The following is a 23,156-nucleotide window of genomic DNA, read 5'->3' as shown; positions in this document are numbered from 1 at the left end:
CTCGCCGAAACCGAGCAGAACTACATCGAAGCCGCCATGCGACTCGCGCACGGCAACGTCAGCCAGGCGGCGCGTCTGCTCGGCATCAATCGCACTACGCTCTACAACCGTATGGAGTCCTTCGCCAAGGAACAGAATGTATCTTGACCATTTCGGACTCCGCGAAGCCCCGTTTCGCATCACACCGCATACCGAGTTCTTTTTTGCGGGCGCCAATCGCGGAGCCACGCTCGAAGCACTGATTTACGCCATTACGCACGACGAAGGCATCGTCAAGGTCAGCGGCGAAGTGGGCAGTGGAAAGACCATGCTCTGCCGGATGCTGCTGGAGAAGCTGCCGGAGAACGTCGAGACGGTCTACCTGGCCAACCCCTCGCTGTCGCGTGATGAAATTCTTCACGCCATTGCGGAGGAATTGCGTGCACCTCTGCTGGAGCGTAACTCTCACCAATTGCTGCGCGCTCTGCAGGATCGTCTGATTGACATCTACGCGACCGGCCGTCAGGTCGTTGTCATGATAGACGAGGCGCACGCCATGCCTCCCGAGACATTGGAAGAAGTCCGCCTGCTGTCCAACCTTGAGTCCAACCGGCACAAACTTCTGCACATCGTGCTCTTCGGCCAACCCGAACTGGATGATCATCTGGGCGAATCCAGCATGCGGCAGCTCAAGGAGCGAATTACGCACAACTTCGCGCTGGAGCCGCTACGCCGCAGCGACATCGGCAACTACCTGATGTTCCGCATACGTGCCGCTGGTTATCGCGGACCGGATCTTTTTACTTCGAGCGCCATACAACTTATCAGCAAAGCGTCGGAGGGACTGACGCGGCGCGTGAATATCCTCGCCGACAAGGCACTGCTCTCGGCTTTTTCCGAGGACAAGCATCAAATTGACAATAAGCAGGTCAAAGCGGCGATCCGCGATGCCCAGTTCAACCCGATGCGTGACGGTAACGCCAGGCCCAAGACATGGATAGCCGGAGCCAGCGTCGTCACTGTCATTGCGGTTTTAGCCTACCTCGCCGGGAGCTACAAATCGACCAACGCACCGTCGGCCACCCCTGCAGCAAACGCACCTGCGGGCACCATGGCATCTGCAAGTCCAGCTGCAAAACCGCCGGCCGAGGTTTCCGCAACTACCGCATCGACGCCAAGGAATGCTTCACCAGAAGCAGGCCTCCCCAGCCCTGCATCCGCGCCCTCCACCCTGCATGAAGACCAGCAGCCAACACTTTCCGAGCGCCTGGCGGCAAGTGAGGAATGGTTAAAAACAACCCCGAACACGCACTACTTCATCCAGTTGTTGAGTACCGACGGAAGCAATCAGCGCGACGTCGAACTGTTTCTGGAAAGCATTTCAGGCACGCTTGATAGCCGGCAAATCCGCGTCTATCGTTCCAGCCTCAGCGGACGTGATCGGCTGGGGGTTATCTACGGAGATTACCCCTCGCGCGAAGCTGCCACCGCGGAATTGGCCAAGCTTGCGAGGTCAAGCCTGGGCAGCAACCCCTATGTTCGCTCGATCAACAAAATACGCTGAAAGCGACACAAGAAACCTCGGCACTCATTCAATAAAAATCAGTCACTTGAAGAAAACACCTTACGTGATATGATAATTTCAATCCATCGGGAATGAGACCAAGCATGCTGAGAATTGTCGGCGCCACCCTGATCGCGCTTCTACTCACCGCCTGCGCCCCTTCGACGCTGAGCGGGGGGCCTTCAGCCGGGCATCTGCGCGCAGAAAGCGTCGCGCAAACGCAGGGCGTGATTCCGCAGCCCGTTCAACAGATTGCCACCCTCCCCAGACCCAGAACGGTCGAGAAGACTGAAACCTATAGCGTCGTGGTCAATAACATCAAGGTTCAGGATCTGCTTTTCGCTCTTGCTCGCGATGCCAAGCTGAACGTCGACATTCATCCGGGAATCACCGGCTATGTCAGCATGAACGCCATCGACCAGACGCTGCCGCAACTTCTGACCCGCATTTCCAAGCAGGTTGACATGCGCTTCGAACTTGACGGCCCCAATCTCGCTGTGATGCCCGACACGCCGTACCTCAGGAACTACAAAGTTGACTACGTCAACATGTCGCGCGATGTCACCGGAACGGTATCGACCAATACGCAGATATCGACCAGCGCACTAGCTACGGTTGGTGGTGGTGGCGGCGGCGGAGTGGGTGGTGGCAACACTTCGCGCATCCAGATTGAGAACAAATCCAAAAACCGTTTCTGGGAATCGCTGGAGAAAAACCTCAAGGACCTCTTGCACGAAACAGACAAGATATTCCCCGAGGGATCAACTGAAACCGTGATGGAGCAAAGCGCTTCGCAAACCACCACCGGCACGGGCGCCCAACCCGCCGCCACCACATCGCGTGGCAACCAGACCGCGCAAAACCTGGCCAACAGCCCTAATCCGGCAAGCCTGCAGAATAGCGGCGAGACGATTGTCAGACGCATGACTTTCCGCGAAGCGGCCTCCGTCGTCACCAACCAAGAGGCAGGAGTAATTAGCGTGCGCGCCACTTCGCGACAGCACGAAAAGGTACAGGAGTTCATCGACCGGGTGATGAGCAGTGCCCGCCGTCAGGTCCTGATCGAAGCCACTATTGTCGAAGTTTCCCTGAGTGATGGCTACCAGCAGGGCATTGAGTGGAGTCGCATCACCAGCGGCAGCGATTACAGCGTTACCCGCCCCACCATCAACACCAACGTACCTAACGCCATATCACCCTACGTCCTGAAATACAAAGACCTCAACCCGCTCAACCTGCTCGCTACGGTTGAACTGTTGCGTGCTTTCGGGGCTGTCAAGGTATTGTCCAGCCCCAAGCTGTCCGTCCTGAACAATCAGACGGCCACGCTCAAAGTCTCCGAAGACTACGTTTATTTCAATGTCAAGTCCGATACCACCACCACGGCCAATGTCGGCACGACTGTTGGCGTCACCACCACCCCACAATCGGTTTCGGTTGGATTTTTCATGAGTCTTACGGCGCAGATCAGCGATAGCGACACCATCACGCTCAATGTGCGCCCGTCAATTTCCAGCATCGCCGAGCTGAAGCGCGACCCCAACCCGATTATCCCCAAAGACATCCCTAACTACGTGCCGCAAATTCGCACGCGGGAGATCGAGTCGTTGATGCGCATTGAAAGCGGCGACATCGCCGTTCTGGGTGGCCTTATGGAGGATCGGCAGGACAACAAGGATGGACGTGTTCCCGGCCTTGGCGACATCCCGTTCTTTGGCGAATTGTTCAATACTCGCAACAATTCCTCAGCCAAATCCGAACTGGTGATTCTGCTGCGACCGACCGTCATCAAGGACGCTTCGATCAACGGCGACTACAGCAGCTTCAAGGACACGCTGCCGGGTAAGGATTTCTTTACTCCCGCGCAGGTCTTCCAGCCCTTCTCCGTGCCTGACCAGCCTATGGAGCGACGCCAGTGAGCCTGCTCATGGAAGCGCTCAAGAAAGCCGAAGAATCCAAACGGCGCGCCGGCGAGAATGGCGCACCGGAAATAGCGCCTGCCGCTACGAATGAATTGACCCTGGCACCGATGACGACACCAGGGCCGTCGCCCGGAACCACATCCGAAACGAACTCGCATTCACCGCTTCCTGATCTCTCGCTGCACTACGCTTCCGTTGATGCCGATCTGGCCACCCTATCCACTGAAGCGCCAGCGAGACAAACGCCGTCCTCACCTCCCTCCTCGTCGCAGAATGCGACCGCGACGGACATCGGGCGCCGCGAGGCCACCGAACGCGCAGCTGTGCGCAACGTTTTTTCTGCAAAGCAAGCGCCCAAGCCGTTCACCGGTCTACGGTTATTCGTTGGGCTTGGAGTACTTGCTGCCCTTGGTCTCGGCGGTTATTTCTGGTGGCAGCTGCAATCCGTTTCCGTCGTGTCGCTGGCGCGCCCGATGCAACCCCAACCGACAGCGCAATCCATGGCGCCAGCAGAACTGGTTCGAGAATCGGCAATGCCTGCGGCCGACACAACGAAACCAGTGATGGAAATACCACCCCCACCCGCCTCGCCCGCCCGGAGCGCTACAGCCGAACCCGCGATGTCCCCTTTCAAGCTTGCGGCGCCGCCACCAGCGCGCTCGGAAACCGAAATTCGGGGTGTTCCGGACAGCCCCGTCCGGCTCAGCAGAAAACCGACCCGAGTAAACCAGACGCTTGAGCATGCCTACGCTTCCTTCCAGTCCGGCAATCTGGATCAGGCGAAACTCGGCTACGAGCAGGTATTGCGCAACGATGCCAAAAACACCGACGCTCTTCTCGGCCTGGCCACCATTGCCGCACGCCAGGGGCAAACCGAACGAGCTCAGGAGTTTTACCTGCTGGCCCTCGAATCCGACCCCAACGATGCCACGGCCCAGGCCGGGCTGATCAACCTCAGAGGCCAAACCAATCCCGGACTGTCCGAAAGCCGCCTGAAAACATTATTGGCCAGCCAGCCAGACTCTTCAGCCCTGCATTTCGCTCTGGGCAATCTCTACGCACGCCAGGCTCGCTGGAGCGAGGCACAACAGGCTTACTTTCGAGCCTACTCGACCGAACCGGATAGTGCGGACATCATTTTCAATCTAGCGGTCAGTCTCGATCATCTGCACCAGAACAAACTGGCGGCGGAGTATTACCAAAGGGCATTGAACATCGCCGACGGAGGCGCTTCACACAAGCGCCCGCGCAACATCTCCTTTGACAGAAACCAGGTCAGCAACCGAATCCTTGAACTGCGGCCGTGATTCTGTCACGCTTTCCTCGTCTTCCTTCGCGTTCGCTAAAACTCCTCCGATGAACGCCTCAGTCCCACACCACAGGCCACTCGGCCAGATACTGATCACCAAGGGCATCCTCAGCGAGGATCAGCTTCGCATCGCCCTGCTCGAACAGTTGAAATCGAATCAGCCGGTCGGCAAGCTGCTCGTTTCGCTGGGCTTCGTATCGGAAGCGACCTTGCGCGACGCGCTCTCCGAAAGCCTTGGCAAGCAGAGTATCGACCTCTCCAGCGCAATCGTCGACCCGTCCGCGTTGGCCCTGGTACCGCACGAGCTTGCCAAACGGCACCACGTGTTGCCCCTCGATTACGACGCCGAACATAACCGCCTGACGGTCGCCCAGTCCGATGTCAACGACATTGTCGCGCTTGACAAGATCCGGGGACTGGCCGGTGACGCCATTGAGATCGAATCCTTGCTCGCCGGCGAAACCGAGATTGCCCGGGCGATCGACCAAGCCTATGGCTACGAGCTGTCGATTGACGGCATTCTGAACGAAATTGAAACCGGCGAGATCGACTTTCGCGGTCTTCAATCCTCTGCCGACGAGTATAGCCAGCCGGTCGTCCGGCTGATCGACTCCATCCTGACCGACGCCGTAAAGCGCGAATCTTCCGACATCCATTTCGAACCCGAAACCGGCTTTCTTCGCATTCGCTACCGCATCGACGGCATGCTCAGGCAAGTTCGTTCGCTGCACCAGTCTTATTGGCCTGCCATGGCTGTGCGCATCAAGGTCATGAGCGGGATGAACATCGCCGAGACGCGCTCGCCGCAGGACGGCCGCATCTCACTCAGTATGCGCGGCCGGCTGATCGATTTCCGCGTATCAGCCCAGCCGACCATCCACGGCGAAAACATCGTTCTGCGGATTCTTGATCGCCAGAAGGGGCTTGTGCCTCTGGAAGGTCTGGGCTTGACGGAACAGCAATTGGATCAGCTCAAGCTGATGATTGCCCGCCCGGAAGGCATCATCCTGGTCACTGGCCCGACCGGCAGCGGCAAGACGACGACGCTCTATTCGGTCCTCAACCACATCAACTCCGAAGGTCTGAACATCATGACCCTCGAGGACCCGGTCGAATACCCGATGACCATGGTTCGACAGACTTCGGTCGCCGAAGCGGCCAAGCTCGATTTTGCCAACGGCATCCGCTCGATGATGCGCCAGGATCCCGACGTAATTCTGGTGGGCGAAATCCGTGACGAGGACACTGCAGATATGGCGCTACGCGCCGCAATGACCGGCCATCAGGTCTATTCAACACTGCACACCAATTCGGCCATCGGCGCCATCCCGCGACTGCTGGACATCGGCATCCTGCCCGACATCATGGCCGGCAATATTATCGGCATCATCGCTCAGCGCCTGGTTCGCCGTCTGTGCCTGCACTGCAAGACACCGTACCAGGCGGAGGCCCATGAAGCACGGTTGCTGGGCAGCGCCGTCGACACGCCGCGGCCGGTTATTTTTCGCCCTTCCGGCTGCGAACGCTGCGATTTCCAGGGGTACCGCGGCCGCCTGGCCATCATGGAGCTGTTGCGCATGAACGCCGACATGGATGAACTGGTCGCGCGTCGCAGCACCTTCCGCGAGTTCCGCCAACTGGCTGATCGTCAGGGCTTTGTACCCCTTGCGGATGACGGCCTGAGGCGCGTTCTCGACGGTTCGACCTCGATCGAGGAGGTCGCCCGCATTGTCGATCTGACTGATCGGATGTGAGGGCTCGCTCATGCCGCTCTACACCTACAAGGCGGTCTCTCCCGATGGACGTTCGGTGCATGGTCGGATCGATGCCCTCAACGTCATCGACCTTGAGATGCGCTTGCGGCGGATGGAGCTCGATCTCATCACCGGTGACACCGTCAGCAATCAAAGCATGTTCGGTTCGAGCGGTGTGCCGCGGCGCGAGATCATCCACTTCTGCTTTCACCTCGAACTACTGGTACGCGCCGGTGTTCCGATTCTTGAGGGCTTGTCGGACTTGCGCGACACCCTTGAGAACCCGCGTTTTCGCGAAGTTGTCGCCAGCCTGATCGAATCCATCGAGGGCGGCCAGACACTTTCACAGGCCATGGAAGGCCAACCCAAAGTGTTCGAGAAGGTCTTTGTCAGCCTGATCCGCGCCGGCGAAGCCTCCGGCCAATTGCCCGAAGTGCTGCAAAGTCTCACCGAATCGCTGAAATGGGAAGACGAGTTGGCCTCGCAAACGAAGAAACTCATCATGTACCCGGCTTTTGTCGGCACGGTCGTCATCTCGGCAACTTTCTTTCTGATGATCTACATGGTGCCGCAGCTCAAGCAGTTCGTTAAGAACATGGGGCAGGACTTGCCGGTGCAAACCCAGGTGCTGTTCTTCGTTTCCGATCTGCTTGTTTCCTACTGGTATGTCGTCGTGCTGTTACCCATTCTCCTGTTTCTCGGCCTGAAGATACTGCTGCATGTCAATCCGCTGGCCCGCGTCCGCTTCGACGGGGCCAAGCTGCAGTTCCCCCTCGTCGGCAGTATTCTGCGCAAAATCATCCTCTCCCGCTTTGCCAACACCTTCGCCCTGCTTTACGCCTCCGGCATACCGATTCTCGAATCGATCCGCACCACGCAGGACGTCGTCGGCAATCTGGTTGTTCGGCAAGGACTGGAACGTGTCGAACAATTGATCGGCGAGGGCCAGAATGTCACGGCGGCGTTCCATAGCGTCGGTTTCTTCCCTCCGCTGGTGATCCGGATGCTGCGCGTTGGCGAAAGCACGGGCGCGCTTGATACCGCGCTGATCAATGTCAGTTATTTTTATAATCGTGACGTCAAGGAGTCGGTCGAAAAAGTTCAGCAATTGATAGAGCCCATGCTTACCGTCGTCCTCGGCTGCCTGCTCGGATGGATTATGCTCTCGGTCCTCGGGCCGGTGTACGATGTCATCAGCAAGATAAAGACTTAATTGGAAGCGGACTCCGGAACCGGGCAATGCCAATGAAAACCAGTCGCCTGCTATATCTCAGCACCCAGAATATGAGCGCCTACAGTTGGCATTCGGGGGAGCTGACCTGCGAGGGGCTGTTCGCGTCGACTGAAAGCGGCCACAAGGAATTCACCGCTTACCTCAAACAGAACCCCAAGAGTTTCTTTTCGATTCTCGCCAACGTTTCCGAAGAAGGCTTCCACATCGAGACCATCCCCTTTCTGCAAGGGGCGGACCGCAAGACCATCATCACCCGCAAGCTCGGACAATTGTTCTTCAATGCTGAACTGACCGCCTCGCTATCGCTTGGCTACGAAAAGACAAAGCGCAAAGACGAGCGCATCATGCTCGCGGCACTGACCAGCAATGAATTCTTCTCACCCTGGCTAAAATCCATAGCAAGCGCCGGCGTCGCCCTGTCGGGCATTTACTCGCTACCGCTGCTCGCACCGTCGCTGCTGCGAAAACTGCGCCTTCCCGAAGACAAATGCCTGCTGCTTACAGTACAGGATCAAAGCATCCGCCAAAGCTATCTTGATAAAGGCGAGTTGTATTTCAGCCGACTCACTCCATTGCATAACAGCAGCATCAGCGGCATCGCGCAGGCCTTTGCCGCCGAGGCGCTCAAGCTTCAGCAATACCTCACCAGCCAGCGCCTGATCGGGCGCAACCAACCCATTACTGCCCACATCTTGGCGCACTCCGGAGCGCTGAAAGCCATCCAGAACAGTTGTATCAATACCGCAACGGTTCACTACAACATAATCAAAGTCGAGGACTGCGCCAGGATAACCGGGCTCAAGACACCGCTCCCGGACACTCATTGCGAGCAACTCTTTCTCAATCTGCTGACTATCTCGCCTCCGCGTATCCAGTTTGCAAACGACGATCTGTTGCATGACCATCATCTCGGGAAGATTCGGTCAATCCTTCACGGATTGGGGGCATTTGCCGTGCTCGCCTGCCTGTTCTACTCCGCTCAGCTGCTATACGATGTTTATTCAGTTACGCAGGAATCCCAGACGCTCAGAAACGAAGCCGGCCAGGCACGTCAGCGCTACAACAGTATTGTCAGCACCTTTCCACCCATACCGACCGATAACGCAACGCTGCGCCGAATCATTGATCGTTATGTTGCACTGGAAAAATTGAGCAGTTCCCCCGATTCCCTGTACTACGAAATCAGTCGCGCAATGGAAGCCGTGCCGGAAGCAGAACTCGACAGCATCGACTGGGAAGTAGGGAACAGCGAATCCCGTGCAATCGAACTCACTAAACAAACCGCAGTTGCAAATGCCGTGCCGAACGACAGCGAAGCCGCAGTAGTGCGAGGAACCCTGAGATTTGCTTCCAGCGCCAATGCCCGGCAAATCCTGGGGGCCTTCAACCGACTCGTTGAGGCTCTCAAGGCCAATCCGAAACTGCACGTCGATGCACTTCAACAACCATTTGACATTGAGTCAGGAAAGCTGCTTAAAGGCGCCGACACCGCGCACGAAGATAACAAACCGCGCTCTTTCAGCCTGCGGATTACGAAAAGGCTCGAATCATGAAGCTCGGCACCGCTGATTTTCCGAAATTGCGGTTCAGTCTGCTGCTTGCCGCCCTGATGATCGGCATCGGGGCCGGGGTTGTTTATGTCTCTCGCGACTGGGCGAAATCGGCGAAGCTGCGTCTGACGGCCGCGCAGAACGAACGAAACGAAATCGTCGGCAAACTCCAACGAGTACGCGGTGAAGAAAGCGAGATCAAGCAGAAGTCCGCAATGTTCAACGAACTTCGGACGCGTGGTGTTATCGGCGATGAACAACGGCTCGAATGGGTAGAGCTTCTCAAGGACGTACGCGATCAGCGCAAGTTGATCGACCTGAAATACGAGATCGCTCCACAACGTTTGCTCGATGCCAACCCGGTCAACGGATACAATTTCTTTTCCAGCGAGATGAAACTGCAACTCAAGCTCCTGCACGAGGAAGACCTGACGCGTCTGCTCAGCGATCTGCGCCAACGCGCCAAAGCCCTGATTCAGGTCCGAAAATGTGCCGTCACGCGCCTGCCACGCGGCGGCGCCGAAAGTGGAACCTCCGCCCAATTGCAGGCCGATTGCCAGATCGAATGGATTACGCTGCACGAAATGGAAAGCAGTCCGAGCGGGGGAACAGTCCGATGAATGTTTCTCGACTCCGGGCAGCACCGGGCCCAGGATGCGCGGGGCTTCTGTGCGTCTTCATGCTCGCTGCCTTGCTTGGTCAGACGGCCGGCGCCGAGGAAACTTCCGGGCAACTCGGCCGGCTGTTCTTCACACCGGAGCGGCGGCAGAATCTTGATCGTCTGCGCCAGCTCAATATTCAGGAACAACAGGAAATGCCAGAAGATACGGCATTGACCATCAACGGAGTCGTTACCCGCAGCAGCGGCAAGCGCACGGTGTGGATCAACGGCGTGACACAGAATGAAAATGATATAGCGGGCAGTGTATCCGTCACGCCAAATCGAAGAGATCCGGCAAAAGTTACCGTTCATGTCAGTGATACTCCGGTGGCCAAAGCGAAGGTGGGGGAGACCGTTAACCGAGATACGGGTGAAGCAACCGACCTGCTCAATGGCGGTCGGATCGGCACCAAGTCAACTGCCGCCAAATAGACCATGCGCCCAAGACTTTTCTTGGCATTTTCAGGCCGCCAACGTGGGGTGGCTTTACTTGTCCTGATGCTCCTTGTCTTTCTCGCCGGTGCCTCATGGATGCTTGCGCAGAGTGGGTCGATGGAGGGACGCAATCAGGTCAACAAGGTGACTGCCTCTGCAATGGCCCAGGCCAAGGAAGCCCTGATCGGACGGGCCGCTACCGACGTTAACCGGCCCGGAAGTCTGCCCTGCCCCGACACAAACAATGACGGAGTGGCGGAACTCTTTGCCGGCGTGAACTGCCCCGCCTATATCGGCCGCTTGCCATGGAAAACGCTCGACTTGCCTGAGTTGCTCGACGGCAACGGGAACAGGTTATGGTACGCGCTTTCCTCCGGATTGCGAGATCGCGATGAGGCCCAGCCAATCAACCCATCAACGGTATTGCAGATCACCCTCGACAGTTCGCCGCCAAGCATTGCCGCAATCATCTTCTCCTCCGGCCCCCCACTCCCGAGCCAAATTGGCAGGCCAAGCAACGCTATTGCGGACTACCTCGACGGCAGCAACAACGACGGCGACAATTCCTATGTTTCCGGACCGCCGTCTGCGGCCTTCAACGACAAGACTCTTGTCATCACTCGCGAGGACATCTTCAGAACCGTCAATCAGCGAGTTCTGGCGGAAATTCGTGGTCCCGACGACAACGCTCCGGGAGCGCCATCCTATGGTTTGCGCCGTTACCATGCCGACAACGCAAGCTTCCCCTGGGCCGACAGCGGCAGCGACGGTTATGGTGACGTCGGCGTGACTGTCGGCAACCTGCCCTACTACGACCTGAAACTGCCAGTCTCACTGCCGCTGCCGCCACCTCCTCCCTCTCATCCCCTCCCTTACTCCTGGTTGAATCCCAACGGTTGGCTACCACTGCTCACCTTTCAGCGATTCAGTGCGAGTTCAGCCAGAATCGCAATTGGCACGAGCACGATGGACGTCATACCATGCCCAAGTTCGCCATGCCCCTGATTCCCGCACTCGCCAAAGAACGCCCCGTCGCATCGAGTTCGAGTGGCTTCACTCTGGTCGAACTGGCCATCGTGCTGATCATTGTCGGACTGCTTTTGAGCAGCCTGGTGTCACCTTTGACCGCGCAGATTGATCAACGGAACTACAATGAGACCGAGCAACAGATTACCGAGATACGCGAAGCACTGATCGGTTTCGCTGTCACCAACGGCCGCCTCCCACGACCGGCGACCTCAGTGTCCGACGGCGCGGAGAACCCGGCAGCTTGCGCAGACGACGCGGCCTGTACCGGTTTCATCCCCTGGACAACGCTGGGCATAAAAAGAACCGACGCCTGGAACAAGATGGTCCGCTACAGCGTCAGCCCAGCTTATGCCAACGCCACCTTTAGCTTGACCACCCAAGGTAGCAAGAAGATCCAGACGCGCGACAACGCCGGGGCAATCAGCTATCTCATCGGCAGCGCTGCCGCCTGCAGCGCATCTTCACCCTGCTCCCCGGCGGTCGTCTATTCCGCCGGAAAAAACAACTGGGGTGTCACGGAGGACGGAACGGCGCTTGCAGACGCGTCGACAACCAACGCGGATGAAGACGCCAATGAAACCGCCACGACGCTCTTCTTCTCACGCAATCAATCCACCGTTCCAACGGGTGGTGAGTTCGACGATATTGTCACCTGGATTCCGCCTTACGTTCTGATGAACCGCATGGTCTCGGCTGGCAAGCTTCCCTGAGAGTACTGTCTCCAAAGAAACCTCGGCTTTGTTACGGGCGGACCCGCTGCGCTTTTTCACCGTGCATGAGCCAGGAGGTCGCTGTACACGACGCCAAGTCTCTAAGCGCGCCCCGACCTGACGACCCCATAAACAACGCAGACCCTCGCAGCGCAGCATCGAGAGACGCCCATCCTGCCCGCCTCACAAGACATCATGAAATGCAAACGGCTTGCGCAAACGACGGAGTTGACCGCCTCCACCGTTTGGAGTCAAATCGGTCGCTGTTCCTCAATGACAGCGTCAGACATCCATGAGCAATCAAAGCGGCTTCCTTGAAGGCATTCGCAGCGCAGGAATTCTGCCGACCGATTCCGAAGATTTACGTCTGCAAAAGTCACTGCTGATTTTTGCCACCGGCCTCATCAGTTTTGCCTCGATGCTCTGGCTTTTCATTTACTGGCAACTCGGACCGCATTTTTCGTCAACCATCCCCTTCGCGTTTCAGTTGCTGCTGATCGGCAATCTGCTGGTCTACATGAAAACGCTGAATTTTGATGCGTTTCGCCTGATCCAGATCACGCTGATACTCTTCATGCCCTTTGTTGCCCAGTGGAGTATGGGCAACTTCATTTCTGCCAGCGGCATCAGCCTGTGGGCGCTGTTGGCGCCAATAGGCGCTGTTTTGTTTATCGGCCCGCGCGAGGCTATTGCCTGGTTTGTTGCCTATCTTTTTCTTACCGCGCTGTCCGGCAGTTTTGACTACTACCTCGCCGATGCGCTGACAGCGACACAAATCAAGGTATCAACGCAGACCACGGTGTTCTTCTTTGCCCTCAACTTCGCAGGCGTATCGACCATTGTGTTTCTGCTACTACGCTACTCGGCCAGCGAAAAGCAGAAGATCCAGGCTCATCTCGTCGCAGCACACGAGCAGCTCCAGATCGAGCAGGATCGTTCAGAACGTCTCCTCCTGAACATCCTGCCGGGCTCAATCGCCGAACGACTGAAGAGTAGCAACCAAACCATCGCAGATGGATTTGCCGATGTCTCCGTGATGTTTGTCGACATCGTCAACTTCACAAAAATAGCCGAGGGCTTGAGTCCGCAACAAGTGTTTTCAATGCTCAACAGAATATTCTCGTCTTTTGACGAACTCGCCGAAAAGTACGGACTGGAAAAAATCAAGACGATCGGCGATGCCTATATGGTCGCCGGAGGCTTGAACGATCTGCGTAGCGATTACTCCGATGCGCTGGTCGACATGGCGCTGGAGATGCGGGATCTCTTGCAGAACGACTTCCAGGTCAATCAGATGCATCTCGAAGTACGAATCGGGATCGGCACCGGCCCGGTGGTTGCGGGCGTTGTCGGCAAAAAGAAATTCATTTATGACCTGTGGGGAGACACCGTCAATATTGCCAGCCGCATCACCAGCGAAGGGGTTCCCGGCATGGTTCAGGTGGATGAAGCAACCCATCGGCGCTTACAGCAACGCTTTGATTTCCACGAACCGCAGATGATCTACCTCAAGGGCAAGGGCAATATGGTCGTCTACCGTGTCATTGGTCGCATGGCGGCTTGAGCAGTTTGCCTTAGATAAACGAACTGTCTTTTATCAACTGCCTTTCACCTCTGCACCGCCTCCTCGCTTCAACTCGAAGCAGACTTTCCCGGCCTCATTGCAAGCCAGCCGGAGCGCATAGCCGTAGCCTTCGGCCTGTCTTGCCGCATGAAACAGGCCAATCCCGAGTCCGTTCTCCGACGCTACCGGCGCCCGCAGCAGATCGTTGACCACGTCTTCACGTACGACACTGCCGCTGTCGCAAACGCTAAACAAAGTTGCGTCTGCCGCGATCGTCATACGCACCTCCAGGCCATCCTCATGTTGCTGCTTGAACAACGCGTTTTGCAGCAAATTGTCCGCCACACTGTCAAACAGCACCGACGGCAGGCAAGCCTTCTTGTCAAACACGACCGGACTGAAAAGTATGTTGTCATGCGCATAACGTTGCTTCAGTGCGCCCCACCAGACTTCTGCAATAACAAGTCCGACTTTTCCAGTCGAAGTTTCACCGCTTGGCGCCCCACCAGCCCCACCATACAGCGCCTGCGGCACCTGAAGCTTCTCCAGCGCTCTTTGCAGACGTTGCGTTATCTGCGGCAACTGCTGCTGCAACAGCTGATTCAAGCGCACTCCATCCATGTCGCCGGGCTCCTGCGCCATGAAACACAGGTTGTTCAATGACTGAAGCAGGTTTTTTACATCGTGCGTCAAACGGGCCCCGGTTTCATGCACCGCACGCTGATAGCTCATCTGCTGCAACTCGCGAGCGCGCTGCTTGGCAATGTAGTATTCGTTGCTCAGTTTTACCAGCAAGTGAAAATGCCACACCAGAGCTGGGCTTAATTTGTGGCGCGTATAGAGAGTGAATACCAGAGGTTGATCGGGAAAGTCGTGGCTAATGGGCGATACCCGGCCGAAGCTGCCCGACCCAGCCTCCGCGCCGCCGGCAGGTGCCCATGCCCCCCCCGTCACCCAGGGCAGTTCAAGCATTCGCTCGCACGAACCGTAAAAGAACCTGTCCGGATCGCTCTCTCTCTCCGCGCAGTCCATCAGTTGTTGCAGCCAGGTTTCAAAGGGCAATCCGATTGTCAGCAAATACTTCGAAAGAAATACGCCGATACCACTGAAACCTGGGCGCGGATCCCACGCCCAGGCCATCAGCAGCAGCATGGCCGCCATCGAAACCAGCGTCTTGAAAACTGCCTCGATGTAAGTCGATTGCTGCAACAGCATGAACGCCAGGCTACCCAGAACCAGCACGGAAATCAGCAGAAAAATGAACAGGCTGTAGAAGAAGTCGACCATGCCGCCACTCGGCAGGCGAATCTCGCGCGGGCGCGGCATCAGCGACATGACCACAAGGATCAGCGCAGCCGCCCAGGCAAACGGACGATCAAGGGAAGGCCCAACCAGCGCCGACCCCGGCACAACCCTGGGTACCAACCATATCAGGAGTATGGAAAGCAGATAAGCGAAGGCCAGCAAGTAAAAAATACGCGTGGGTCGATGACTCACAAGCAACACCCGACCACCGAGCAAGGCGACCAGCAAGACCACCCAGAGAATCAGCAACCACCAGCCAAATGACCAGGCGCCTCCGGCAAGCAGCAAGAAAATGAACACCAGGGTGCCGGAATCGAGTTTCCGCTCGGTTTGAATGAAAGGCTGCCAGAGCATGAACAAGCCAACATCAACGAGCCAGCACATCAGGCTCACTACCGTTCCCACACCCGCCAGCAGGGTCAGGTGCAGCACAACCAGCAGCGCTATCAGCACCCAGTGCTGCCGCTCTCTAATGAAAATTCCGAATCGCACCAATGCCGTCATGCCTGGACTCCAAAAGCTGACCGAAGCCCGTCATCAAATCCTTGTGACGGTTCAGATTTCGACAGATGTGTCGAAGAATCGACACATCTTCGCCCAAAGCAGCGGGAAAAAGCCATAATCATCTGGCACGCAATATGCTTTGAACTAACTGTCATTAACATCACGGCATGGAGAGCAAAATGAACAGGCAACAGTCAGGTTTCACTCTGGTAGAAATTGCCATTGTACTCGTCATTATCGGACTGCTCCTCGGTGGCGTGCTAAAGGGTCAGGAACTGATCACGCAGGCGAAGATCAAGAATGTCGCGAACGATTTCAACGGGATGAGCGCTGCGATTTACGGCTATCAGGATCGGTACAAACGCTATCCCGGTGATGACAACGGCGCTGCTGCCCGCTGGACGAATCCTCTCGCTGTGTCAGGTGGTGGTGACGCCAAGGTTGGCGCAGCAGCTAACGCAGGGGTCCTCGACTGCTCGACAAGTGCGGCTGAAAACTGCCAGTTCTGGCAACATCTGAGGCTTGCCGGGTTTATCGCCGGGGATACAGCCACCAAGCTGTCGCCGCAAAACGCCGTTGGGGGGATTCTTCAAGTTCAGGACGGGGCGCTGGGACTGTCCGGACTGATCGTTTGTTCAACGAACCTCCCGGGCAAGGTTGCAAACGCAATCGACGCCCAATTTGATGACGGCAAGCCAGAAACGGGACAGGTTCGCGGCACGAACAACCCGGCGGCGTTACAGACCAATCTAGCAGCCGGTTCCGCTTATATCGATGACGGCAGTACCGTTTACGTAGTTTGCAAAGCCATCTGATTGCGCACCCGACCCAGCAAGCCCGTTTCGGCGGGCTTTTTCTTTGCAGCAACTCACCCCTTGAGCAACCTCCCCTCCGCAGTGACCAGCGCCCCTGGCGTACCCAGCAGCACAACGACATCACCGGCCTCGAAGCGAGTGTTCCCGGAAGGTTCCAGCGTCCGGATGTTGCGCCGCCGAACGGCCATCACCTCGACGCCCTTGCTGCCCACCGCAAGCTCGCTCAATGTCTTACCAATGGCGTAGGCACCGTCGTACAGTGATACCGAGCGCAAACACGGTTCGTCGCTATCGTGCACATTCTCGTCATAGTCGCTCTCGCCGTGGAAGAAGCCGCGCAACGTGCGATAGCGCGCGGCCCGCGTCTGTTGCACTTGACTGAGCACACGGTTGATCGGCACCCCGGCGTGAATCAGCGCATGCGATGCCAACATCATTGATGCTTCAAGCGTTTCCGGAACGACTTCTGCCGCTCCGGCTCGCTGCAGGCGATCGAGATCCTTTTCGTCGAAGGTACGCACAACCACGGGCAATCCGGGAACCAGCTCTCGAACATGACGCAGCACACGCTCTGCGGCGCGTGCATCGATGAACGAAACGATCAGCACGCTGGCGCGACCGATCCCCGCCGCCGCCAAGGTTTCGCGCCGGGTGGCGTCGCCATACACAACGTTTTCACCCGCTGCCGCCGCATGCCGCACGCGATCCGGGTCGAGGTCGAGCGCGACATAGGAAACCTCTTCGCGCGCCAGGAAGCGGGCCAGATACTGGCCGCTACGCCCGAAACCGCATATCACCGCATGCTTTTCAGTATTCAGGGTACGCGCGGCAATCGTGGTCAGCTGCAGCGAGCGCATCAGCCACTCGCTGGCGGCAAAGCGCAATACCAGCCGATCGCTGTACTGCACAATGATCGGAGCCATGAGCATGGAGATAACCAGCGCCGCCAGTACGATCTGGACGATCAGCGCAGGTGCAACGGAATTCCGGCTGACATCCGAGAGCAGGACAAAGCCGAATTCTCCGCCCGCACACAGCCAAAGACCGGAGCGCATCGCGGCACCACTCATGGATCCGAAGAGCCGCGACAAACCGAAAACCAGAAAGAACTTGACCAGCAATAGCGCCGTGAGTACACCGAGCACCCACTGCCACTTGGCAAGAACCAGCGAGACATCGAGCATCATGCCTACGGTTACGAAGAACAGACCCAGTAGCACGTCTCGAAAAGGCTTGATGTCCGCTTCAACCTGATGTCTGAATTCGGTTTCCGAAATCAGCATCCCGGCGACGAAGGCACCGAGCGCCATTGACAAGCCAAACGCTTCGGTCAGCCAGGCCAGACCGAGCGTGACGAACAGCACGTTGAGTACAAAGAGTTCAGCCGACTTCCCATGTGCGACGACGAAGAACCACTTGGTCAACAAACGTTTGCCGAGAAGAAAAACCGGGGCGAGAAGCGCGATCGCCTTGAGCATGGCGATGCCCATGGTGATTGCCAATTGCTCGGCTGACTGTGAAAACGACGGGATAAGGACGAGCAGGGGGATGACGGCGAGATCCTGAAAGAGCAACACGCCCATGACTTCACGCCCGTGTGGCGCATCCAGCTCGATCCGCTCGCTAAGCAGTTTGGTCAGCACGGCGGTTGAGGACATCGCCAGCGCTCCACCGATAGCCACACCGACCTGCAATGGCAATCCCGATGCTGCCAGCACAGCGGTCACGACGGCGAGAGTCGCCGTCACCTGCAGGCAACCCAGGCCGAAAACAATGCGCTTCATCGCGTAGAGCTTGGATAGGGAAAATTCCAGGCCGATTGAGAACATCAGAAAAACGACGCCGAATTCTGCCAGATGATGCGCTCCCGAAAGCCCTTCGAGGAGGTTGAACGCATGCGGGCCGATCAAGGTGCCAACCAACAAATAACCGAGGATAGGCGGCAAGTTGATGCGCCGAAACAGAATGACCGACAGCACCGCAGCGCCCAGCAACATCAAAATGATCGGTAGTGTTTCCATTGTTTCCGTCTAGACTCAACCGCTGCTGGCCGGACACCGTCAAAACGACATCCCTGCGCTACGTATCACGAGAACTGCATAAACGCCGCATCAAGGCAGCCAACCGGCAGCACCGAATCCTGTTTGGCTCTTGGGCTCGTTCCACACGCTTCCCGAATGCGTCGCCAGGTTCGACAAGCGGCGAAATCAAGGGCGTCCGGGGCTTCTGATATACTTGACCCAATCATAACCGCTCCTCGACCATGAACCAAATTCAGCCCTCTCACAAGGCGCTCGACCTAGCGTGCCAGGTTCTCCGTATCGAGGGCGACGCCGTCCTCGCGTTGATCGGGCGTATCGACGATACCTTCCTGGAGGCATTGTCTCTTATTCTCAACTGTCATGGCCGCGTCATCGTCAGCGGCATTGGCAAGTCCGGACACATCGGGCGCAAGATCGCATCGACGCTGGCCAGCACGGGAACGCCAGCGTACTTCGTACACCCGGCCGAAGCCAGTCACGGCGATCTCGGAATGATTACCGCAGACGACGTTTTGATTGTCCTCTCCAACTCCGGCGAAAGTGCAGAATTGCTCAATATCCTGCCATCCGTCAAACGCCAGGGGGCCAAGTTGATCGCCATGACCGGCAATCCGCAATCCTCGCTCGCCAGAGATGCCGATGCTCACCTCGATGCCGGGGTCGCACAGGAAGCCTGCCCGCTCAACCTGGCGCCAACAGCAAGTACGACCGCCGCGCTGGCGCTGGGTGACGCGCTGGCTGTGGCCTTGCTCGACGCCCGCGGATTTGGCGCCGAAGACTTTGCGCGCTCACACCCCGGGGGCACACTCGGACGCCAGTTGCTCACGCGAATCCGCGATGTCATGCGAACCGGCGAAGCCGTCCCCACCGTCCTTCCAACGACCAGCGTGGCCGAGGCTACCAGGGAAATCTCGCGCGGCGGAATCGGCATGACGGTCGTCATCACGCCCGAACGCGAAGTGTTGGGTATCTTCACGGATGGCGATTTGCGCCGGGCCATAGTCAACAAGCTTGATTTTCAGACACTCACCGTGGCGAACGTCATGAGCGGAAAACCGCGCCTGATCGGCCCGGACAAACTCGCTGCCGAAGCGGTCGAGATGATGGAAAAGTACAAGATCAACCAGATTCCTGTCGTGGATAGCAACAACGGGCTGATCGGCGCACTCAACATGCACGACCTTTTCCAGGCCAAAGCCCTCTGATGGAACGCCCAGACAATGCCAGGGAGCAAGCGCGCCGGCTAAGATTGATGGCTTTCGATGTGGACGGTGTGCTCACCGATGGCGCGCTTTATTACACCGACGAAGGGGTCGAGATCAAAGCCTTCAATACGCTAGACGGGCACGGCCTGAAAATGTTGCAGAAATTCGGCGTTGCGGTGGCCATCATCACCGGACGGAAAGCGCGTTGCGTGGAGTTGCGCATGCAGAATCTGGGAATTGACCTTTTATTTCAGGGTGTCGAGAACAAATGGGAAACGATGCAATCCTTGCTGGCGCAACTCGGGATCAACGCCGATGAAGCTGGCTACATGGGCGACGATGTGGTCGACCTGCCGGTGATGACCGCCTGCGGTTTTTCCGCAGCACCGGCGGATGCTCATGATCTGGTCAAACGCCATGCGCGCATGTTCGCCAACAAGGCCGGCGGTCACGGTGCGGTCCGTGAAGTCTGCGAGTTCATCCTCGACGCTCAGGGCAAACTCGAAGACGCGCTTTCCCCTTATCTACCGGTGTCCGGACAATGAAGAACTGGGGTAGCGCGATCTTTCCGCTGAGCATTCTTCTGGTATTGACCGGTCTGTCTTTCTGGCTACGTTATGCGACCGAGCTGGATGGGCCACGGCACGATGGAAAAAACCGTCACGACCCTGACTACATCATTAGCGACTCCACCCTGCACAAGCTGGATCAAAACGGGCGCTTGCAATACACCCTGAAGGCCGCAGATATCCGCCATTATCCGGATGATGATTCAACCGACCTGATCAAACCTGACCTGGTTTACCTGCACAGCAAAAAGCCGCCGCTCAGCTTGAGTGCGGAACGCGGCCACGTGAGCCGGGATGGCGAACAGGTCGATTTGTACGACAATGTCCGGGTGCATCGCGAAGCATCTGCCAAGGACGAAGCAATGACTGCCTACATGCCCCATCTCACCGTTCTTCCGGATGACGAAAGAGCATTCACCAAAAGCCCCGTACTGATCACCAGGGGGAAATCCTGGTTGAAAGGTGTCGGGATGCAGGTGAATAATCGAACGCAGATGTACGAAATCGAATCCCAGGCCGTCGCCGTTCTGGAAAGCAAACACGCCAAGAAGAAGCCATGAAGCCAAATTCTCCCTATTTAGCCGCCACGTTCCTGTTGCTCGCCCTGTCGTTGCCCGCCCTGGCCGAAAAGGCCGATCGTGAAAAACCGATCAATCTTGAAGCGGATCGCATCAGCATGGATGATGTCAACAAGGTTCAGGTCTTTGAGGGCAACGTCATCCTGACTCAGGGAACGCTTCAGATTCGCACCAGCAAACTGGTTGTCACGCAAGACGCTGACGGTTTCCAGAAGGGCGTAGCGACAGGGGGTGCCGACGGGCTGGCCCGCTTCCGGCAGAAACGTGAAGGCAGTAGCGATTACATCGAGGGCGAGGCGGAACGCATCGTGCATCATGCCCGTGACGAGAAATCCGAATTCTTCATTCGTGCCTGGGTGAAGAGCGGACTAGATGAGATCAGAGGCCAGTACATTTCCTATGACGCACTGACCGAGAAGTATCTCGTAACCAACGGTGGCGGCGAGAGCAAGAGCGCCACCGGTACCGCACAAGCTCGCGTTCGCGCCATTATCCAGCCCAAGGGCAAGAACGCGGCCGAAGAGCCGAAGGGCGAGCCGCTTACGCTGAAACCGTCCGGGACTGTTGCGCCTCGGTAAGCGGCGAGCGCAGGTTCGATCGCCATTCATACCTTGTCAAATGCACTGCAGCAATTGCCTTGCTTGCTCGGGAACAATTACGAACAGCTTAAGGAAACATAGTGTTGAGCAGCCTTAAAATAAATTGTTGCACTGCATCAAAAAAAGCTTGACAAGGTAAATTCAGGGGCTATAATTCGGTCCATGGTGCAGTGCAGCAAGACGAATAACTGGTTTAACACTGCTCATGACCCGTGTTTTAACTAAGGAGATTTACCATGATCACGACCCCCGAACAATTAGTTGCCGCCAACAAAGCCTCTGTTGATGCCCTGCTGTCACTTGCCAACACTGCGCTAGCGAGCGCCGAGCGCGTCGCCGCACTGAATCTGAATACTGCCCGCTCGATGATGGAAGACGGAATGAACAACACCAAGGCCATGCTCGGCGCCAAGGATCCGCGTGAAGCTCTGGCCATGACGGCTGCACAGATTCAACCGGCCGTGGAACAAATCGTTGCCTACAATCGCAGCCTCTACGAAATTACCGCACAATCGAAAGAAGAAGTGACCAAGCAACTCGAAAGCCAGTTCAGCGACTTCCAGAAACAGGTTGCCACACTCATGGAAAAAGCCGCCAAGAACGCCCCGGCAGGTTCTGATGTTGCAGTCGCTGCGGTCAAGTCGGCTCTCGAAGCTGCCAGTTCAGCTTTCGACAACATGAAGAATGTTGTCAAGCAGGCTGCCGAGATCGCTGAAGCCAACATCGCTACAGCGAGCAATGCGACGGTCAATGCAACGGTCAACGCAGTTAATTCAGCCGCCAAGAAGAAATAATCGCCTGAATACACCATCCGGCCATTCGTTCCTCTTGGTCAGATGGATGGACAAAGCCCCGCTAGCGGGGCTTTGTCGTTCTTGGCGCAGCGATTCGCCCCGGTTCGATTCGCGCCGCTCCTACTCTCCCCTCTCCTCAGCGTCTACTCTCTCCAACTCCAGGCGATGTTGCGGCGATCAACTTCCTGTCGAATCTCTTCCATGGCCTGATCAACCATAGACGCTTCCCCCTCGACACCGAGCTCAAGGTGACGCCGCTGGCCGTTTTCACCGACCGAGGGCAGGCTGAACAGGCGAAGCGCCGGATAGTCGGCAACGATGCGCTCCATCAGATCGAGCAGCGCACTCTCGTAGGCGTTCGGCCCGGTCAGCAACAAAGCCTTGTCAACCATCGGATGACGGTTGAACAAATGCGGGTAGAAGGTATCGAGCGCCCATTCGGCCATTGGATGCGCCATCTGCGGGAAGCCGGGCAGAAAGTAGTGATCGCGCACGCAGAACCCGGCAATGCGGTTGAAGGGGTTGGGCACGATGTCGACGCCGCGCGGGAAAGTACCGAGCAGCAAGCGCACCGCGTTAACTTCACCGCCGAAGCGGGCGCGGATTTCGCGTTCGGCATCCGGGTGCAGCACCAGATCGACACCCAATGCTTCAGCCGCCGCCTGTCGCGTGTGATCATCCGGCGTGTTGCCGATTCCGCCAAAACTGAATACCACGTCGCCCGCGGCAAAGCTTCGCTTCAGCGTTTCCGCGATGCGCGGACGCTCATCGCCCAGGTATTCGGCCCACGATAGCCGCAAGCCGCGTGCGCCAAGCAAGGCAATGATTCTGGCGAAGTGCTGGTCGATACGTTTGCCGGAGATTATTTCGTCGCCGATGATGATTGCACCGAACTTCATGCGCTGACCTCCAGTTTTTCGATGATGCTTACGACCGCACCCTGACGCAGGCGGCGAAGTGCCTCAAGGCAAAAATGAACATAGGCCAGCGCCGCCAGCGACGGCGCAAGCAAACCCATGAAGGGAACGTGCGCC

Annotated in this window: 21 protein-coding genes; 18 read left to right on the top strand and 3 right to left on the bottom strand. The window is 57.3% G+C overall.

The features are described from left to right. The 12 genes from PROAA_RS19295 to PROAA_RS08780 form a co-directional block, all read left to right on the top strand. A partial coding sequence (locus PROAA_RS19295; RefSeq protein WP_186410998.1) for a helix-turn-helix domain-containing protein occupies positions 1-147 on the top strand: 147 nt, incomplete at its 5' end. Next, positions 137-1,543: an AAA family ATPase gene (locus PROAA_RS08830; RefSeq protein WP_186410997.1), complete on the top strand. Its 1,407-nt coding sequence runs from the start codon at positions 137-139 to the stop codon at positions 1,541-1,543. The genes PROAA_RS19295 and PROAA_RS08830, both read left to right, overlap by 11 nt. A gap of 104 nt (positions 1,544-1,647) precedes the next feature. After that, positions 1,648-3,462 carry a pilus (MSHA type) biogenesis protein MshL gene (mshL, locus tag PROAA_RS08825; protein ID WP_222102175.1) on the top strand — a complete coding sequence of 605 codons (1,815 nt, stop codon included), beginning with the start codon at positions 1,648-1,650 and terminating at the stop codon, positions 3,460-3,462. Beyond that, positions 3,459-4,772, top strand: a complete 1,314-nt coding sequence (locus PROAA_RS08820) for a tetratricopeptide repeat protein (RefSeq protein WP_186410995.1) — start codon at positions 3,459-3,461, stop codon at positions 4,770-4,772. Before mshL ends, PROAA_RS08820 begins: the two co-directional genes overlap by 4 nt. Before the next feature lie 49 nt (positions 4,773-4,821). Further along, on the top strand, positions 4,822-6,528 hold the full coding sequence (locus PROAA_RS08815; RefSeq protein ID WP_186410994.1) for a GspE/PulE family protein: 1,707 nt from the start codon (positions 4,822-4,824) through the stop codon (positions 6,526-6,528). 10 nt (positions 6,529-6,538) lie between these two features. Next, positions 6,539-7,741, top strand: a complete 1,203-nt coding sequence (locus PROAA_RS08810) for a type II secretion system F family protein (protein WP_186410993.1) — start codon at positions 6,539-6,541, stop codon at positions 7,739-7,741. A 26-nt stretch (positions 7,742-7,767) separates the two neighbouring features. Then, on the top strand, positions 7,768-9,315 hold the full coding sequence (locus PROAA_RS08805; protein WP_186410992.1) for a hypothetical protein: 1,548 nt from the start codon (positions 7,768-7,770) through the stop codon (positions 9,313-9,315). Further along, on the top strand, positions 9,312-9,932 hold the full coding sequence (locus PROAA_RS08800; protein ID WP_186410991.1) for a hypothetical protein: 621 nt from the start codon (positions 9,312-9,314) through the stop codon (positions 9,930-9,932). The genes PROAA_RS08805 and PROAA_RS08800 overlap by 4 nt, the downstream gene beginning before the upstream one ends. Further along, positions 9,929-10,405, top strand: a complete 477-nt coding sequence (locus PROAA_RS08795; RefSeq protein ID WP_186410990.1) for a hypothetical protein — start codon at positions 9,929-9,931, stop codon at positions 10,403-10,405. The genes PROAA_RS08800 and PROAA_RS08795 overlap by 4 nt, the downstream gene beginning before the upstream one ends. A gap of 48 nt (positions 10,406-10,453) precedes the next feature. Beyond that, positions 10,454-11,413 carry a hypothetical protein gene (locus PROAA_RS08790; RefSeq protein WP_186410989.1) on the top strand — a complete coding sequence of 320 codons (960 nt, stop codon included), beginning with the start codon at positions 10,454-10,456 and terminating at the stop codon, positions 11,411-11,413. Beyond that, on the top strand, positions 11,389-12,147 hold the full coding sequence (locus PROAA_RS08785) for a type II secretion system protein (RefSeq protein ID WP_186410988.1): 759 nt from the start codon (positions 11,389-11,391) through the stop codon (positions 12,145-12,147). The genes PROAA_RS08790 and PROAA_RS08785 overlap by 25 nt, the downstream gene beginning before the upstream one ends. A gap of 292 nt (positions 12,148-12,439) precedes the next feature. After that, positions 12,440-13,711 carry an adenylate/guanylate cyclase domain-containing protein gene (locus PROAA_RS08780; protein ID WP_186410987.1) on the top strand — a complete coding sequence of 424 codons (1,272 nt, stop codon included), beginning with the start codon at positions 12,440-12,442 and terminating at the stop codon, positions 13,709-13,711. A 33-nt stretch (positions 13,712-13,744) separates the two neighbouring features. Here the strand turns inward: PROAA_RS08780 and PROAA_RS08775 are convergent, their stop codons facing one another. Further along, positions 13,745-15,520 carry a sensor histidine kinase gene (locus PROAA_RS08775; protein ID WP_186410986.1) on the bottom strand — a complete coding sequence of 592 codons (1,776 nt, stop codon included), beginning with the start codon at positions 15,518-15,520 and terminating at the stop codon, positions 13,745-13,747. A gap of 179 nt (positions 15,521-15,699) precedes the next feature. Between PROAA_RS08775 and PROAA_RS08770 the strand changes: the two genes are divergently transcribed. After that, on the top strand, positions 15,700-16,335 hold the full coding sequence (locus tag PROAA_RS08770; RefSeq protein WP_186410985.1) for a prepilin-type N-terminal cleavage/methylation domain-containing protein: 636 nt from the start codon (positions 15,700-15,702) through the stop codon (positions 16,333-16,335). Between the two features lie 53 nt (positions 16,336-16,388). On the opposite strand, the gene PROAA_RS08765 is transcribed toward PROAA_RS08770, so the two are convergent. Continuing rightward, positions 16,389-18,356, bottom strand: coding sequence for a monovalent cation:proton antiporter family protein (locus PROAA_RS08765; protein ID WP_186410984.1), 1,968 nt, complete (start codon positions 18,354-18,356; stop codon positions 16,389-16,391). 242 nt (positions 18,357-18,598) lie between these two features. Between PROAA_RS08765 and PROAA_RS08760 the strand changes: the two genes are divergently transcribed. The 5 genes from PROAA_RS08760 to PROAA_RS08740 all read left to right on the top strand — a co-directional run bounded on the left by PROAA_RS08760 (position 18,599) and on the right by PROAA_RS08740 (position 22,122). Then, complete coding sequence (locus tag PROAA_RS08760; protein WP_186410983.1) at positions 18,599-19,582, top strand: KpsF/GutQ family sugar-phosphate isomerase; 984 nt, start codon at positions 18,599-18,601, stop codon at positions 19,580-19,582. Continuing rightward, the gene (locus PROAA_RS08755; protein ID WP_186410982.1) at positions 19,582-20,127 is read left to right on the top strand and encodes a KdsC family phosphatase; all 546 of its coding nucleotides are present in this window, start codon (positions 19,582-19,584) and stop codon (positions 20,125-20,127) included. The genes PROAA_RS08760 and PROAA_RS08755 overlap by 1 nt, the downstream gene beginning before the upstream one ends. After that, a complete protein-coding gene (gene lptC, locus PROAA_RS08750) occupies positions 20,124-20,711 on the top strand; it encodes an LPS export ABC transporter periplasmic protein LptC (protein WP_186410981.1) in 588 nt (195 codons plus the stop codon). The genes PROAA_RS08755 and lptC overlap by 4 nt, the downstream gene beginning before the upstream one ends. After that, positions 20,708-21,307 carry a lipopolysaccharide transport periplasmic protein LptA gene (gene lptA, locus PROAA_RS08745; protein ID WP_186410980.1) on the top strand — a complete coding sequence of 200 codons (600 nt, stop codon included), beginning with the start codon at positions 20,708-20,710 and terminating at the stop codon, positions 21,305-21,307. Before lptC ends, lptA begins: the two co-directional genes overlap by 4 nt. A 257-nt stretch (positions 21,308-21,564) precedes the next feature. Next, positions 21,565-22,122: a phasin family protein gene (locus tag PROAA_RS08740; RefSeq protein WP_186410979.1), complete on the top strand. Its 558-nt coding sequence runs from the start codon at positions 21,565-21,567 to the stop codon at positions 22,120-22,122. 143 nt (positions 22,123-22,265) lie between these two features. On the opposite strand, the gene PROAA_RS08735 is transcribed toward PROAA_RS08740, so the two are convergent. Further along, complete coding sequence (locus PROAA_RS08735; protein WP_186410978.1) at positions 22,266-23,021, bottom strand: competence/damage-inducible protein A; 756 nt, start codon at positions 23,019-23,021, stop codon at positions 22,266-22,268. Positions 23,022-23,156 lie beyond the last annotated feature (135 nt).

The sequence above is a fragment of the Candidatus Propionivibrio aalborgensis genome (genome assembly GCF_900089945.1).
Lineage (GTDB): Bacteria > Pseudomonadota > Gammaproteobacteria > Burkholderiales > Rhodocyclaceae > Propionivibrio > Propionivibrio aalborgensis.
This window is presented reverse-complemented; position numbering and strand designations above follow the sequence as displayed.